Origin of the sequence: Faecalicatena contorta (genome assembly GCF_003149105.1) — a bacterium.
GTDB lineage: Bacteria > Bacillota > Clostridia > Lachnospirales > Lachnospiraceae > Muricomes > Muricomes contortus_C.
The window spans coordinates 127938-143463 of sequence record NZ_QGDS01000005.1; the positions used below are offsets into that span (position 1 = coordinate 127938).

General features: G+C 42.5%; 15 protein-coding genes. 2 read left to right on the forward strand and 13 right to left on the reverse strand.

Annotation, left to right across the window (positions count from 1 at the left end; all coding sequences use genetic code 11):
* Nucleotides 1-436: 436 nt before the first annotated feature.
* Nucleotides 437-1678 (forward strand): MFS transporter, encoded by a 1242-nt coding sequence (locus A8805_RS10285; protein ID WP_109710776.1) that lies wholly within the window; start codon nt 437-439, stop codon nt 1676-1678.
* 70 nt (nt 1679-1748) lie between these two features.
* Here A8805_RS10285 and A8805_RS10290 read toward each other — a convergent pair whose 3' ends face one another.
* From A8805_RS10290 to A8805_RS10350, 13 genes are all read right to left on the reverse strand, one after another.
* A complete protein-coding gene (locus A8805_RS10290; RefSeq protein ID WP_109710778.1) occupies nt 1749-3161 on the reverse strand; it encodes a deoxyguanosinetriphosphate triphosphohydrolase in 1413 nt (470 codons plus the stop codon).
* A 266-nt stretch (nt 3162-3427) separates the two neighbouring features.
* Nucleotides 3428-4300, reverse strand: coding sequence for a hypothetical protein (locus A8805_RS10295; RefSeq protein WP_109710780.1), 873 nt, complete (start codon nt 4298-4300; stop codon nt 3428-3430).
* A 179-nt stretch (nt 4301-4479) separates the two neighbouring features.
* Nucleotides 4480-5274, reverse strand: a complete 795-nt coding sequence (locus A8805_RS10300) for a M15 family metallopeptidase (RefSeq protein WP_109710782.1) — start codon at nt 5272-5274, stop codon at nt 4480-4482.
* Nucleotides 5271-5900: a 4'-phosphopantetheinyl transferase family protein gene (locus A8805_RS10305; protein ID WP_109710783.1), complete on the reverse strand. Its 630-nt coding sequence runs from the start codon at nt 5898-5900 to the stop codon at nt 5271-5273. Before A8805_RS10305 ends, A8805_RS10300 begins: the two co-directional genes overlap by 4 nt.
* Before the next feature lie 81 nt (nt 5901-5981).
* Nucleotides 5982-7601 (reverse strand): GGDEF domain-containing protein, encoded by a 1620-nt coding sequence (locus A8805_RS10310; RefSeq protein ID WP_109710785.1) that lies wholly within the window; start codon nt 7599-7601, stop codon nt 5982-5984.
* A gap of 266 nt (nt 7602-7867) precedes the next feature.
* Complete coding sequence (atpC, locus tag A8805_RS10315; protein ID WP_109710787.1) at nt 7868-8275, reverse strand: ATP synthase F1 subunit epsilon; 408 nt, start codon at nt 8273-8275, stop codon at nt 7868-7870.
* Nucleotides 8276-8287: 12 nt separating this feature from the next.
* Complete coding sequence (gene atpD / locus A8805_RS10320; protein ID WP_109710789.1) at nt 8288-9685, reverse strand: F0F1 ATP synthase subunit beta; 1398 nt, start codon at nt 9683-9685, stop codon at nt 8288-8290.
* Nucleotides 9686-9759: 74 nt separating this feature from the next.
* Nucleotides 9760-10650: an ATP synthase F1 subunit gamma gene (gene atpG, locus A8805_RS10325; RefSeq protein ID WP_109710791.1), complete on the reverse strand. Its 891-nt coding sequence runs from the start codon at nt 10648-10650 to the stop codon at nt 9760-9762.
* 1 nt (nt 10651) lies between these two features.
* On the reverse strand, nt 10652-12160 hold the full coding sequence (gene atpA, locus A8805_RS10330; RefSeq protein WP_181392799.1) for a F0F1 ATP synthase subunit alpha: 1509 nt from the start codon (nt 12158-12160) through the stop codon (nt 10652-10654).
* 5 nt (nt 12161-12165) lie between these two features.
* Nucleotides 12166-12702, reverse strand: coding sequence for an ATP synthase F1 subunit delta (gene atpH / locus A8805_RS10335; protein WP_109710795.1), 537 nt, complete (start codon nt 12700-12702; stop codon nt 12166-12168).
* Nucleotides 12680-13183: a F0F1 ATP synthase subunit B gene (gene atpF / locus A8805_RS10340; protein WP_109711069.1), complete on the reverse strand. Its 504-nt coding sequence runs from the start codon at nt 13181-13183 to the stop codon at nt 12680-12682. Before atpF ends, atpH begins: the two co-directional genes overlap by 23 nt.
* Before the next feature lie 25 nt (nt 13184-13208).
* A complete protein-coding gene (gene atpE / locus A8805_RS10345; RefSeq protein WP_109710797.1) occupies nt 13209-13433 on the reverse strand; it encodes an ATP synthase F0 subunit C in 225 nt (74 codons plus the stop codon).
* 117 nt (nt 13434-13550) lie between these two features.
* The gene (locus tag A8805_RS10350) at nt 13551-14213 is read right to left on the reverse strand and encodes a F0F1 ATP synthase subunit A (protein ID WP_109711071.1); all 663 of its coding nucleotides are present in this window, start codon (nt 14211-14213) and stop codon (nt 13551-13553) included.
* Between the two features lie 576 nt (nt 14214-14789).
* Between A8805_RS10350 and A8805_RS10355 the strand changes: the two genes are divergently transcribed.
* The gene (locus A8805_RS10355; protein WP_109710798.1) at nt 14790-15482 is read left to right on the forward strand and encodes a YwaF family protein; all 693 of its coding nucleotides are present in this window, start codon (nt 14790-14792) and stop codon (nt 15480-15482) included.
* Nucleotides 15483-15526 lie beyond the last annotated feature (44 nt).

The window sequence follows — 15526 nt, forward strand, 5'->3', positions numbered from 1 at the left end:
CTTCACCTAAAGCTTTATTTTGCCCTCTCTTGGGAGAGTTATTCTTATGTAACGGGAAACATAGTTCTTCAAATTACATAAAAAAAAGAAAAGTAACACAACGCAGGAAATCCCTGACTCTGTGGTTACTTTTCTCTCAAAATCTCTTTTGGTAACTGCTACTAGTATATACGCACTGCTATCAATTGTCAATTGTTTATTTTTCATATGATTGTATTATTGTTTTTATGCACAATGTTTATTTTTCTTATTTTGCCTTTTTTTTGATTGACTTCTTTAGACAAATATCTTATAATCCGATTAGTTACAAGAGTGGAGAGAGAAGTAACGCCAATCGTGGCATTATTTTTCTCTTTTTTTGTTACACTAATAACAGGTACGATGACTGCAGCATCGTATCACCACTAAATTTTATAGTTAATCTGGAGGCAAACTTATGAACAAAGCTTTTATTAAAAAGTATGGTACCCTGCTTCTTCTCGCAGCAGGTGCCGGGATTATTTTCCAATTGCCGTACATCCGTGAGACCTTCTACGTACCAATCCAAAACGCAATGAACCTTACAAATGCGCAGATGGGACTCTTATCTTCCGGATATGCAACAATGGCAACTCTTTCTTATTTTGTAGGAGGTATTATTGCCGATAAGTTTTCAGCAAGAAAATTGCTTACGTTTTCCTTTATTGCAACAGGTATCCTTGGCTTATGGTTTTCCACATTCCCAGGCTACACCATAAGCCGTATTATTTTCGTATTGATGGGTATTTCTACAATCATCACTTACTGGTCTGCCTGCATCAAGGCAACACGTATGCTGGGTTCCGACGATGAACAGGGCCGTCTCTTCGGTCTTCAGGAAGGTCTTCGCGGTGTCCTCAATGCTCTTCTCGTATTTGGTATGACTGCTGCATTTACACGTTATACCAGTGAAGTAGCCGGAGCTTCTGCTGCAATTAGGGTTTGCTCTATTGTTGTAATTATTATCGGTATCCTGAATTTTATTTTTATTGAAGATACAAAGAGGGAAGAAAACGCTGAAAGTATTGCAGAAGTTACAAAAGGTATGTTTAAAGCTCTGTTAATTCCAAGAGTATGGCTCCTTGTTGCAATTATCTTCACTGCATACAGTGTATATGGACTGATTGGATATGTGAACACCTATGCAGTTAAGTTTTATGGATTATCTGCTGCAACGGCTGCAACACTTGGTGGTGTGCGTTATTTGATTCAGGGACTTGGCGGTATCGTCGGAGGATTCCTTGCAGATAAAGTGAAATCACGTTTCACGGTAATTATCGGAGGATGTATCGGATTGGCAGCATCATTCGGACTGTTCATCGTACTTCCTGCAAATGCTTCTCTGGTTGTAGCAATTGTTGCTAACTTCTTCCTTGGCCTGTTCTTCATCTATGCCGTAAGAAGCCAGTACTTTGCAGTACATGATGACGCTGGAATCCCTGTAAATATGAGCGGACGTGTATCTGGTATCGCATCCTGCTTAGGTTATACACCAGACCTTTTTATGTATACACTGGTAGGCGGCTGGATGGATAACTATGGCAGAACAGGTTACAACATGACATGGGCTTATGCAATGGTTGCCGCAATTCTCTGTGCAATTATCACATTTGTATTAAGCCGGATTGTAAAAAAAGAAAAGGCTGCAAAAGCAGCGTAAGCTTACAGCAGACTTTCAAGTTAAAAAAAGCAGCAGGAAGAATTTCAAATTCTTCCTGCTGTTCTTTTTATCAAATTAACCCATTCATTTCCTGATACAGGCGCTTGGCATAACTGTCAGTCATGCCGCATATATAATCCGTCACAAGCAGCAGCCGGAGATATAATTTTTCTGCTTCGCTTTTGCCCTCTGACTGGTGTTTGTATGCATTTTTATAATTATCAGAAATAAAAGATACTACCCTGATATCAATAGAATCCAACGGTTCATCTGTATCGTAATACAATACCGCATGTACCAGTTTGTCCATCAGAAAATTCAATATGACTGACTCTGTAACTTCCATTTTATATATGGCAGTAGAGGAAAATACATAGCGGTATGCAATATCCCCCAATAAATCCATTAATCTGCCTCCGAAAGTGCCATAAAATAAATCGTACTTGAAAGTTCCCGCCATAATCTCCTCATAATGGGAGGTAAATCCAAAAGTGGCACAACTGATAAGATAACCCTGTACCCGTACAATCCAGTTCTTGACTGCATAAGACTCCGGATGGCTCACGTTCTTTTTTATTCCTCTTTCATACAAAGAGTTCAATCTTTCAAAGGCTGGAAAGTCTGCGTTCGGATTCTCTTTTTGCAATTCTTCCAATTCCCTGCTCAGTTCATGGAAAGAAAGGAATCCTTTCACAAATGCATCCTCAATATCTGCCGTTTTATAAGCCAGATCATCTGCCGCTTCCAAAATATATGTCAGGGGATGCCTATAATTTCCCGTCCCAGTTTCTGTTGATATGTCTTCAAAAACGGTTGTGTCGGCATAATAGTATCCCATCTTCTTATCTTTGATATTCCCCGTACTGAAATCAATTCCGGTGGAAGGCACCGGATATTTTACAATGGTATTCAACAGTGCATAAGTCAGATTCATGCCGAATTCGTCTACAAGATAATGCAGCTTTGTCACAAGCCGCAGTGCCTGGGCATTTCCCTCAAAATGATAGAAATCTGCCTTCATCTGCGCGGTCAGCATCTTCTCTACAGATTCTCCCCGGTAGACCATCTCCGGCAGATTCTTTATGAACCATTCCCGGATGGCGCTTTCCCCAAAATGGCCAAAAGGCGGATTCCCGATATCGTGTATCAGACCCGCACATTGAAGTATATGGCAGATATCTTCTTTCATCTGAGGCGTAAATCCTGAATCAGACTTACAAGTCAGAATATTTTCTCCGATATTTTGTCCCAATGATTTTCCAAAGGAAGATACCTCCAGAGAATGAGTGAGCCTGGTACGGATAAAATCACTTTTATCCAAAGGGAAGACCTGTGTCTTATCCTGCAGCCGCCTAAAAGAAGCACTGCCGATGATCCGGTGGTAATCTTTTTCAAACTCACTTCTCAAATCTGTTGTTCTGGGCTGTTGGCCTCCTGCACCTTCACGCATCCGTTTTGTGCAAAGTAATGCATTCCATTCCATAATATGCCTTTCTTTACTTATGCTGCTAAGGTTCGGTCTTTTCGAACCTTAGCAGCAAAGTACAATCTGCTGGCTTAGTGAGGTTCTTTCGAACTTAGCAGCATGGTTGTTTCCTTACTACTGTATTAATCGTAACTGTTCAGTACAGGACTGTGCATTTACTGCACAGTCTGTGTGAAAACATGGAACACACCATAGCAAGTCCCATCGCCACAGGCGATTTTCATGGGCTTGCTGCGTATCTGCTCATGGTTCTGAGCAGATACTTAATCAAGATAAATGGGCGGCTCATATGCCTTGCCCAGCAGCGCTTTCTTACGCTCCTGATATCCCAGGAAAGCCCATTCTGTCATATCCGTCCATCTGTGAATAGAGCGGTCATATACCTGCACGTATCCGATTCTGGTGGGATGCATACGGACACTGTTAGACTGATATTCTTTGCCTGTGTATGGGTTCACCTCACCCTGGTCCCTGTCTTCCTCCACATCCTCATGTTTGATAACCGGCTCGAAATCTGCAGGTTCCTGGACTGAAGACTCATGGTCCTCATGCAGCTCATCTGCAGGTTCCTGCTCTTTTACGGTCTCTGACTCCTCCGTGGATGATGCCTTTACCTCCGGCTCGGGCGCAGGATTCGCTTTCTTTCTGAGGAAAATACCGCCGGTAAGGAACTTTTCTTTCTTCTCTGCCTTTGGCTCTTCTTTCTTCTCTAGTTCAGACAGTTCTTCATGAATTTCGTAGAGTTCTCCAATCGTCATATCCCGCTCTTCGCTTTCATTACTGCTGTCCGCCTTCTTATCCTCATGTCTGGAAGAGGTTGTTTTCTGTCTTCTTTTTTGTTCTATTTTCTCCCATTCCTGTTCGCTGGGACCTGCTGCCTGGGCAGCTTCCATAGGCTTGGACTGCCCCAAAGTTTCTCCTGGTAAAATACTTAAATGAAAAGGACAGCCTAAAATTTCTGCAATCTTACGCATATCCTGTTCCTGGAAATTATCTCTTCCCAAACGCTGTGTCAAATTCTGCCTGGACATCTTCTGTCCGGTACGTTCCTCAATAATCTCTGCAAGTTCTTTAATAGTCATGCCTTTCCGGCCAAGAATAATTTTGACTTGTTCTCCAAATGTAAGACCTTCCATGGTGTTCCTCCTTATTAAAATGAACATATACCCAACGGTCAGAAACTATATAGTTTCTTCATAAACCCATCTTTTTCCCCTTTTTTCATTTTAGCAAATGCACAAAAGTACGTCAATGTCCAATTTAGCAGATAAACCTTCCATATATCTCCAGCCACCCGCCGTTTCCTGAATCTTATTTATTTCACGCCCAGGTATTCCTCCAGTGTGATTCCTTTTTCCGTAATCTCCTTTGCTACGTCTTTACCCACATAACGGTAATGCCACGGTTCGTAAATGATGCCTGTAATATCTGCCTTGTCCAGAGGATATCGCAGAATAAATCCATACTTGTAACAATTCTCGGCCAGCCATTTTGCCTCAGCAGTATCCGCCTGTTTCTCATCCAGTTCCTGGTAGTCCTCAGACATGATATCCAGAGCCAGTCCCAGGGCATGCTCACTGTAACCCGGCACTGCCACGGACTTTTTCGTTTCATTATAAGCATCTATATAACTGTCTCCCTGATTAATCCAATCCTGCATTGTTTCATTAAACACTGCCTTCTGGTCATCATAAGAGCGGTATGTGGAACAAAGATAAAATTTAAGCCCGGCAGCCTTTCCATCTGCAAGCATTTGTTTTGCATCCTCAGCAATTCTGGAATCTACCGAATGCTCCGGAGCAATTTCTGTAAGCTCCGGCACATAATTTGTATCTACAGGATGGCTGTCATTCACCAATATCAGCGCCCAGTCATCCGGCTGCTTTTCCGATAATGTAGCAGCCGCCTCCACTGTCTCCTGCTGTTTCAACTGGGACTGGAGATTTTTATTTTCCGCCTGCAGCTTCTTTTTTGTCTCAATCATTGCTACTTCTTTTTTATTAACTGCCTTGCTGGCTGCAGCGAAAGTAATCACTACCCCCAGCATTGCCCCGCATATTACGCCTAGTATCAGTGCCTTTTTTATCTTTCGGTTCATCTTTATATTCATGCTTTCAACTCCATCCGTATTTTTGAATCTATTTCTTTATCAGTAGAACAAACCGCTATTTTATAAGGTATTCCAGGCACCTTATATTCCTGGTAATAATATTCCCCCGGATAACCCTCCGGCTTTTTCAAAAGAACAGGAGGGCGGGAAAGCTGGATTTCAAAACTCCTGGTATCCATCGCCATTCCCTGCCGGGTGGCCTTCATAAAACTTTCCTTGAGGACCCAGAACCGGTAAAACAAATCATTTTGCTGCTCTTTGCTCTTTTCCTCGAAAATCCTCCTGCATTCCGAGGGACAGAAAAACCTCTCTGCAATCCTCAGATTAGCCTCTTTTACCTCTTCTATGTCACATCCTATCTGAGTATTTTCACAACAATCCATATCAATAGAACACAGCACGTAATCCCCCGAATGCGAGAGATTAAATGCTGCTTTCTCTGAAATTTCATATTCTTTTCGTATTTTTTCCAGCAACATCCAGGCGCCTGCGCTCTGAGCCTTTCCTTTTTGATAGCGGTGCTTGTCCGCCTTTTCTTTTCTAAATGCCGGAAGTCCTTCATAACATGCACGGTATCTGCCGGCCTCATAAAGCGGCCGGATATCCATAAGCCATGTTCTTATCATAAATATGCCCGCTTTCTAGTTCTGTTATCTGTTCAGAATAGTTCCCTAGTTCATATCTGCTCAGAACCCTGAACAAATACCCTAGTTCTTCATATAGCGTACTTCAAAGGTATCTACCGTAATCGGTTTGTTAAACAAGGTCCCCTGTACATAGTCACATCCAAGCTCCTTGAGCACATTCAACTGGTCCTGTGTCTCAACCCCTGAAGCTGCAACATGAACACCAAGCTGCCTGCACACATCAATAACTGCTTTTGCGGCAATCTGGCTGCGTTTATTCCCCACAATATTCATTACAAGACTGCTGTCCAGTTTCAAACCATCAAATTCCATAATAGAAAGAATGGAGAAACTGGAATCTTTTGCGCCGAAATGATCTAAAACAACGCGAATATTTTCTTTCCTGATTTTATCACTTGTCTCAGCTAACATCTCCTGATTCATATATTCATAGGATTCAGAAACCTCTACCTCAAGATATTCACAGGATACATGGTATTTTTCCACAAGAGCCAGCATTCTCTCCACAATGTTCGCCTGACTGAGTGTTGCCCCCGAAAAATTGACGGAAACGGGCAGTATCGGTATATCTTCTGTCTCCCAGTGCCTGAGTGTTTTACAGACCTGCTCAAACACATACATATCCAGATAATGTGACAGCCTGGTCTCCTCTAAAAGAGTAATATATTTTCCGGGATTCATAATTCCCAAATCCTTATGGTGGTAGCGTACAACTGCCTCCGCACCAATGATTTCCTCAGTTATGGCATCCATTCTGGGGACAAAGCATATAATAAAATTCCCCTGTTTGATATCCTCCAGCAAGTCCTCTTTAATAATAGGCTCGTGATGTCCTTTTTTCAGATTTTTATAGTATTTCTGCTTTTCTTCCCGCATCATACTCTCGGCACTTGCCACAAGGCTGTCTACATCAATATCAACTTTTTCCCACGCATACCCCATAGATGTAAGTCCAAGACTGATATTTTCCAGCTTATCATGGGCCCCATGAACGTTTTTCATAAAGTCCTCGTATGATACATTTTCCATAATTACCAGATATTCATCGCCTGTCACCCGGAATACCATGGCTCCTCTGAAATATTCTTCCAGAACTTCTCCCACACGGGTAACTACCTCATCCCCATATTCATGTCCAAATTCTTTGTTAAAATTCTTCAATCCGTTAATATCCAGAGACAAAGCTCCCAAAGACCTCAGCTCTTCCTGCCCGGCTTCTGCCATGTAGCCCATAAAACTGTTTCTGTTCAGCAGGCCCGTCAAATCATCATGATAGCTCAGATACTCCTGCTGCTTCTGCATCTTCTGCAGTATAATGGCCTGTGAAATATATGGAATAACCGCGCGCATAAGAGAAAGGTCACACCCGCCTCTGTGAACGCCTACTGCCGCCAATACAGCAACCACACCGTCATCCAGGGGCTGGAAGACACTGTAGTCATCTTCTGTAGTGTCCGTAATCTCACGCTTCATCCACTTAGGCATCTGCTCTGCACTCAGCATTTTCAGCCGGTCCCTCTGCCACGGGACATTTTCTGCACACCACTCATAGATTGTAAGGATATCTTCCTCATCTTTTTCTATATAGTAAACATATTCAGAATCATAATAATCGCGTACTGTACCCAATACATCATTCATGATTTCTATAATAGAACGTTGTCCATATTTTTCTCCCATGGATATCTCTCCCCTAAGCTTTATGTTACAGTTCAGCCATACTTATACTACTAAGGTTCGGTCCTTTCGAACCTTAGCAGCAAAGTACATCCTGTTGACTTAGGCGGGGTCCTTTCACGCCTTAGTAATATGGATGTCTCCTTAAACTCTATCTTATATGGCTAAACTAGTAAGTTTATTGTAGTATAATCTTATTTAAATTGCAAGACGGAAAAAGCACCGCAATACGGCCCGACGGGAAAATTCGGATATTGCGGTGCTATTCTCTATTTCTTCCTCTGAGATACTTTCAAGCGGCTCATCGCCCGGGACAGGGCCGCCTGGGTCATATAGTATTCCTGGATGCTCTGCTTCTGTCTCAAACGTTCCTGGGCACGTTCCTTCGCTTCTTCCGCCCTGCGCACATCAATTTCTTCCGGACGCTCGGCAGTCTCAACAAGAACAGTAACACGGTTGTTTACAACCTCGGCAAATCCTTCACCTAATGCCATTTCTATCCAATGGTTTTCCTCAATTTCCATCCTTGCATCACCCACGCCCAGTGCAATGACCGTGTTCTCATGATTTGCAAGAATTCCTATTTCCCCGTCAGGAGCCGGCAGCGTCAGTTTCCTGCAGCGGCCGTCATAGAAAATCCTGTCACTGGCTATTATTTTCAGACCAAATGTATCCATATGCATACACCTCTATTCTGCGGCATTTTCTGTCTTCGCTTTTGCGATAACATCTTCGATTGTTCCCACGTTAAAGAAAGCAGATTCTGGATATTGATCCATCTCTCCATTGATAATCATCTGAAATCCGCGGATGGTTTCTTTCAGCGGCACATATTTTCCCGGAGTTCCTGTAAATGTTTCAGCAACATAGAATGGCTGTGATAAGAACCGCTGGATTTTCCTTGCACGCAGTACAATTGCTTTATCTTCGTCTGACAGCTCTTCCATACCAAGGATTGCGATGATATCCTGCAATTCTTTATACTTCTGCAAAATTGCTGTTACCTGGTTTGCTGTTTCATAGTGTTCTTCTCCCACAATATCCGCTTCCAGGATACGTGAGTTGGATTCCAGCGGGTCTACCGCCGGATAAATTCCCTGCTCTACAATCTTTCTGGACAATACTGTTGTAGCATCCAAATGAGCAAAAGTGGTTGCAGGTGCGGGGTCAGTCAAGTCATCTGCAGGTACGTAAACAGCCTGTACAGACGTAACAGAACCATTTTTCGTAGATGCAATACGTTCCTGAAGCTCACCCATTTCTGTAGCAAGAGTAGGCTGGTAACCTACAGCAGAAGGCATACGCCCAAGAAGTGCTGACACTTCAGAACCTGCCTGGGTAAAACGGAAGATATTATCAATGAAAAGAAGCACGTCCTGATGCTCCACATCCCTGAAATACTCCGCCATAGTCAGTCCGGTCTCAGCTACACGCATACGTGCTCCGGGGGGCTCGTTCATCTGTCCGAACACCAGGGCCGTTTTTGCCAGAACCCCTGATTCACCCATCTCCGTCCACAAATCATTTCCCTCACGGGAACGCTCGCCGACTCCGGTAAAGATGGAATATCCGCCATGCTCTGTGGCAATGTTACGGATCAATTCCTGAATCAGAACAGTCTTACCAACTCCGGCACCACCGAACAGACCAATTTTACCGCCTTTGGCATAAGGCGCAAGCAAGTCAATAACCTTAATACCTGTTTCCAATATCTCAATAACCGGGCTCTGTTCTTCAAAGCTTGGAGGATCTCTGTGGATAACCCACTTTTCACCCTCGCCTAAAACTTCACCGTCATCAATCGTTTCTCCTAAAACATTAAATAATCTGCCTAGTGTCTGCACACCTACAGGCACTTTAATACCCTCGCCTGTAGCAGTCACTTCCATATCCTTATGCAGCCCCTCACTGGCAGCAAGCATCAGGCAGCGCACCTCATTATTTCCCAGATGCTGGGCAACTTCCATGACACACTTCTTTCCGTTGTTCTCAACTTCCAGCGCATCCTTGATAAAAGGAAGATTGCCGTCCTCAAACATTACGTCAACGACAGGTCCCATGACCTGTACAATTCGTCCTTTATTCATATCCGTTCTCACTTCCTATTGCAAAAGAGACGCAAAAGGGACTGACCCTTTTGCCGTCCATTTTCAGAATATTCTTACTTTTTCCGTTTCTGCGCGTTAGCGCCGCCGCAAACTTCTGTTATTTCCTGTGTAATTGCAGCCTGTCTTGCCCTATTATATAAGGTAGATAGTTCTTTAATAATATTTTCCGCGCTGTCTGTTGCTGATTTCATGGCCATCATGCGGGCATTGTGCTCGCTGGCATGAGCCTCTACCAGACATCCGTAAATCATACCGGTCACGTAATTCGGCACAATAATGTCCATGACACTTTTCGCTGATGGATAGAATTCAATTTCCTCTCTATACATGTTCAGCGGCATGACCATCCGGTTGAAGGCAGCCCGTTCCAAAGGAAGGAGCTTTACTTTTTCAGCTTCCACCTGTATAGAATTTTCCATACGGGTGTACACAATATAGACCTCATCCAGTTCTCCTTGCTCAAATTGCTCCAGGATTACAGATGATATACTCCTGGCCCGGTGCATGGTCGGTTTCTGAACTGTATACTGGAAATTCGTGGCAATCTCTACGCCGCGTTTTGAAAAATAGTGACGCCCCAGCTCCCCTACCACGAACAGCTTGTGTATACCGGGCTCCTTTAATAATTCATCTTCCAGCTTGATGATATTATGGTTGTATGCTCCTGCAAGTCCTTTATCTGCCGTAATAACAATAGAGCCTATTTTTCGTTTATCAGCGGGCAGCTCTTCCCGCATGTCAAAGTAAGGGTCTTCTATCTCCGGCACATGACGCAGGATTCTGGAAATCTCCCTCTGCAGCCCGTAAAAATACGGCTCTGTATCTGACAGCTTTTTCCTGGCCTGCTTCATTTTAGAAGAGGAAATCATATACATCGCATTCGTAATCTTCATCGTATCTTTAACGCTGTTTATACGAGTCTGTATTTCTTTGATATTTGCCATATTAACACCTGCTCTTTTTAAATTCCTGTGCCGTTTCCACAATTTTTTCTATCAGTTCATCGGTAAGAGCTTTTTTCTCTTCAATTTCTTTTCCGATTTCAGGATATTCCGCATCAAAATGATGCAGCATATCCATCTGGAATGATTTTATCTTTTTCTTCTCTATTCCCAGGAACACTTTATGAGTTGCTATGCACAGAGTAAGAACCTTTTCATGAAGACTCATAGGATTGCACAGCGGCTGTTTCAGAAGCTCCATCAGGCCGCCGCCATATTCCAATTGTTCTTTAGTTGCCGCGTCCAGATCAGAGCTGAACTGCGTAAACACTTCCATCTCACGGTATTGCGCCAAATCAATACGTATACTTCCTGACGCTTTTTTCATAGCCTTTGTCTGGGCCGCACCTCCTACACGGGATACGGACAGACCCACATTGACCGCCGGTCTCATTCCTGAGAAAAATAAATCGCCTTCCAGGAATATCTGACCATCTGTAATGGAAATTACGTTGGTCGGAATGTATGCAGATACATCACCTGCCTGTGTCTCAATAATCGGAAGAGCTGTAATAGAACCGCCTCCATTAGCCTCATTCAAGCGGCTGGAGCGCTCCAGTAATCTGGAGTGCAGGTAAAATACATCTCCCGGGTAAGCTTCACGTCCCGGTGATCTTCCCAGCAGCAGGGATAATGCACGGTATGCAACCGCATGTTTAGATAAATCATCATATATAATCAGTACATCTTTCCCCTGATGCATAAAATATTCCGCCAAAGCTGTTCCCGCATATGGTGCAATGTACTGCAGCGGTGCACAGTCACTTGCAGTAGATGAAACAACAATTGTGTAATCCATAGCGCCATTTATCGTCAGTGTATTCACTACCTTCGCTACTGTAGATGCTTTCTGTCCGACAGCTACATAGATGCATATTACATCTTTTCCTCTTTGGTTAATAATTGTATCTAAAGCTATGGAAGTTTTACCTGTCTGTCTGTCGCCGATAATCAGCTCTCTTTGTCCGCGTCCAATTGGAAACATCGCGTCAATAGACAAAATACCTGTCTCCAATGGCACAGTAACTGATTTACGGTCAATAATGCCAGGTGCTTCCTGTTCAATTGGACGATAGCCATCTGCAGGAATCTCGCCTCTTCCGTCAATAGGAGCTCCCAGAGAGTTCACCACTCTGCCTATATACTTGTCCCCTACCGGAACTCCAGCTTTCTTACCTGTACGGCTTACTTTTGTGCCTTCCCTGATTTCAGTATCATGTCCGAAAAGAATACAGCCAATCGCATCTTTCTGGATGTCCTGTACCATTCCCTTCAGTCCATTTTCAAAAGTCACAATCTCCCCGTACATGGCGTGGTCAATCCCATAAACAGTGGCAATACCGTCACCTACAGCGATGACTGTTCCAATCTCACTGTTCTTGCTGATTGTATCAAAATTTTCTATCTCATTTTTCAGAATAGAAATAATTTCATCTGAATTGATTGAACTCACCTTGTTCACCTCCAGGTCAATTTTTGTTCTAATCTCTTCAGGCGCCCTTTCAGACTCCAGTCATACTCGTCACTTCTTGCATGCAGTATAAAACCGCCGAGCAGCCCCAAGTCCTCTCTGATTTCAATATTTGCCCTGCGGACACCGTACTTCTTACAGAGAAACGCCTGCATTTCTTTTAACTGTACCTCACTTGGAGGTTCTACACAAGTCAGTACTGCGTTCAGAATCTGATTCTGTTCATCACAATATCTGTCATATGCTGTGAAAATATCATAGAGAAGGTCAATCCTCTGATATCTGCACGCCACTTTCAGAAAATTCTTGATTTCCTCCGGGAATACCTGGTCTATCACCTTCATTTTCTCTGCTTCCCGAATCGTCGGATTCACAAAAACATCATAAAGCTGAGGAACCTCAGCAAATATTTCCCTTGTTTTTTGTATGGCTTCTTTCGGAATACTCAGCTCATACAACGCATGGGCATATCCTACCGCAGCCTGCGGCAAGTATAGATGACTAGTCGTTGTCTGAGTCTTCATGAGCATCACCTACTTCTTCTAGAAATTGATTATAGATTTCCTGATTTCCTTGATTCTCTGTCTTTTCGCTCACAATCTTCTCAGCAGCCGCCATGGCAAGGCCGGCAATTTCTGACTGCAGCGCTTTTATTGTCTGCTCCCGTTCCGACTGAATATTTATCTTGGCAGAATTCATAATATTTCCTGCTTTTTCTCCTGCTTCTGTCACAATTCTGTCGTACTCGGCCTTAGCCCGTACCTGTGCCTTTTCTACGATTTCAGCGGATTCTTCTTTTGCTCCGGATAAAGCATCTTTATATTCCTGCTTCATTTTCAGGGCTTCTTCCTGAGCTTCATTCGCATGATTCAGGCCATCAGCAATCAGCTTTTCACGTTCTTCCATCACATCAGTTACCGGTTTGATTAAAAACTTTTTCAACAAAAGATAAAGAACAACAAGGTTTATAATGGTAAAGAGAAGGTTCACATTTAATTGCAGCACCTGTCCCACCTGCCTTTCCTGTTATTTATTTCAAAAGTAAGATAATCAATAAACCAATAATAAAACCATAAATAGCTGTAGCCTCGGCCAAAGCACATCCCAGAATCAGGTTCTTGCTTATTTTACTCTCTGCTTCCGGCTGTCTTGCAATTGCATCTACCGCCTTACCTGTTGCGATACCAATACCAATACCTGCTCCAATACCTGTTAAAACTGCAATAGCTGCTCCAATTGCGATCATTGTTCCCATAATACTAATCTCCTTTTACTATGTTTTATAAATTTTCCTGAATAAATAATCTGGCTTGCCAGATCCGCACCTGCTGCGGTCATTTTAACCATATCCCCGTCTGCACACCGTGTACAATTATTCCTGTTCCTCATTCATAAATAACGATGTCAGAAATACAAACACATATGCCTGTAAAAGTCCGTCGAATATATCAAAATAAAAACTAAACGGTATCGGCAACAGCATAGGCATAGTTAACTTCAAAAGTTCCATAACAACAAATGCACCCAGCACGTTACCGAATAGCCGCATACAAAGAGATAATGGACGGATTACAATTTCCATAACCAGAATAGGTGCTACTATAGGCACCGGTTCTGCAAAATGTTTTACCCAATGTTTAAATCCATTTTTGCGTATGCCTGAATACTCAATTAAAAACATACTCATAATAGCTAGTGCGGCAGTCACATTTAAATCCTTTGTAGGTGGTTTGAATCCAAACAGACCTATAATATTGGAAACACCCAGGTAAAGACCTACTGTAATCAAATAAGGAATATACCGCTTATTTTCTTTCCCCATGACACCCACGAAAAAATCCTGTATCCCACCAATAACAGTCTCCAGCGCAATCTGTTTCCTTCCCGGATTCTCGACTCTAAGGTTCCGCACAAAGATAATTGAAAGCAGAACCAGAGCTGCCATAATAATCCAGGTAACGACAACCGATTCCGATACACCGATTCCGCCGAAAACAGGAACCGTGAACACAATGTGGCAGTTCAGTTCCTCCAGCAAATTCTCTGTTAATCTTTCCGTATTGCTCCCTCCCTTTCTTTCATTTTTATATGCGCCCGGAAAAAGGGATTTCTCTCATATTTACTGCATAAAAAAAGAAATTCCGTTTTCGAAATTCCCGCCCATATGCGCCCTTTTAAGAAGTAACTTTTCCTTAAAAGATTCCTAAAGTTTACACCCAAAATTTTTGTTTGTCAACGGTCAGAAAAGGCGGATTTTTGCAGAAAAACAGCACCTTTTTATTTAATTTTCATGAGACCCAAGGTGAAGTTTTCAGGTTTTTATAAAAATTTAATCTTTATTTTTTAATTTTAAGGTTTCAATATACCAAAAAACGACAATTTAATCGATATGCCATGCTTAAAGGACAATATTTTTGTTAATATCAACTAGTATAGTTGTCTATGCTCTAACAGTAATCGCAAAAATCTTAACAACTTCTTAATTTCTGCCGCCAGATTTGCGTGCATTTTGATTTTATTTGATTTATAATTCTTATAAATAGCGCCAAAATAGTAGTGTGGTATGTTATGGCCCCTCAATGATTACAATAAAATGTAAAGAAGGATTAGAATGAAGGAACATACAGTGAATACATCTTATAAATTTAATCGTTTTTTCTTTGTCTGCGGTATCCTTATGAGCATCAGCGAAATATGGAAGCAATGGTATCTGACCTTCCGCTTAAATGAGGGCTCTTACCAGTGGTGGTTTTTCCCTTTCCAGCTATGCAGCATATCCATGTATGTTCTGCTGGTCCTTCCGTGGAGTAAAAACCTCCGGATCCGCAACGCCTTACTTACATTTCTCATGTGTTATGGCCTTTTAGGCGGAATTGCTGTATTTGCTGATACAAGCGGGCTTTATTATCCTGCACTCTGTCTGACAATTCACTCCTACTTGTGGCATGTAATGCTTATTATAATAGGTATTACAGCAGGTGCTGCCTATATATTGGAAAGTAAAGACAACTTTTTTCATTACCGCAAAATTGGAGACAGCACCCTGCTTTATCTACTCTGCTGCCTCATTGCCGCATTTATAAATCATCTTTTTGGTACTCGCGGCACTATCAACATGTTTTACATCAATCCATATTATGAGATGCAGCAGATAGGATTTTCTTCCCTTGTAAAATACCTGGGGAATATCCCCGCAATTTTTACTTATATTTTAGCAACGATTTTCGGGGCATGCCTTCTTTTCTGCGTTTGGACACTTGTTGTATATTATTACCGGAAATGTAAAAAAGATTCTGCTAAATAAAGAGCCTGGCCTGCCAGACCCTCGTGCCGAAGCGCGGTCGTTTT

Excerpts from the sequence above, each read along its gene's own strand:
- A8805_RS10295 (WP_109710780.1), bottom strand. The coding sequence starts at position 4,300 with ATGGAAGGTCTTACATTTGGAGAACAAGTCAAAATTATTCTTGGCCGG.
- A8805_RS10310 (WP_109710785.1), bottom strand. The coding sequence starts at position 7,601 with ATGGGAGAAAAATATGGACAACGTTCTATTATAGAAATCATGAATGAT.
- atpG (WP_109710791.1), bottom strand. The coding sequence starts at position 10,650 with ATGGCAAATATCAAAGAAATACAGACTCGTATAAACAGCGTTAAAGAT.
- A8805_RS10285 (WP_109710776.1), top strand. The coding sequence starts at position 437 with ATGAACAAAGCTTTTATTAAAAAGTATGGTACCCTGCTTCTTCTCGCA.
- atpH (WP_109710795.1), bottom strand. The coding sequence starts at position 12,702 with ATGAAGACTCAGACAACGACTAGTCATCTATACTTGCCGCAGGCTGCG.
- atpE (WP_109710797.1), bottom strand. The coding sequence starts at position 13,433 with ATGGGAACAATGATCGCAATTGGAGCAGCTATTGCAGTTTTAACAGGT.
- atpC (WP_109710787.1), bottom strand. The coding sequence starts at position 8,275 with ATGGATACATTTGGTCTGAAAATAATAGCCAGTGACAGGATTTTCTAT.
- A8805_RS10300 (WP_109710782.1), bottom strand. The coding sequence starts at position 5,274 with ATGAATATAAAGATGAACCGAAAGATAAAAAAGGCACTGATACTAGGC.
- atpD (WP_109710789.1), bottom strand. The coding sequence starts at position 9,685 with ATGAATAAAGGACGAATTGTACAGGTCATGGGACCTGTCGTTGACGTA.
- A8805_RS10355 (WP_109710798.1), top strand. The coding sequence starts at position 14,790 with ATGAAGGAACATACAGTGAATACATCTTATAAATTTAATCGTTTTTTC.
- A8805_RS10290 (WP_109710778.1), bottom strand. The coding sequence starts at position 3,161 with ATGGAATGGAATGCATTACTTTGCACAAAACGGATGCGTGAAGGTGCA.
- A8805_RS10305 (WP_109710783.1), bottom strand. The coding sequence starts at position 5,900 with ATGATAAGAACATGGCTTATGGATATCCGGCCGCTTTATGAGGCCGGC.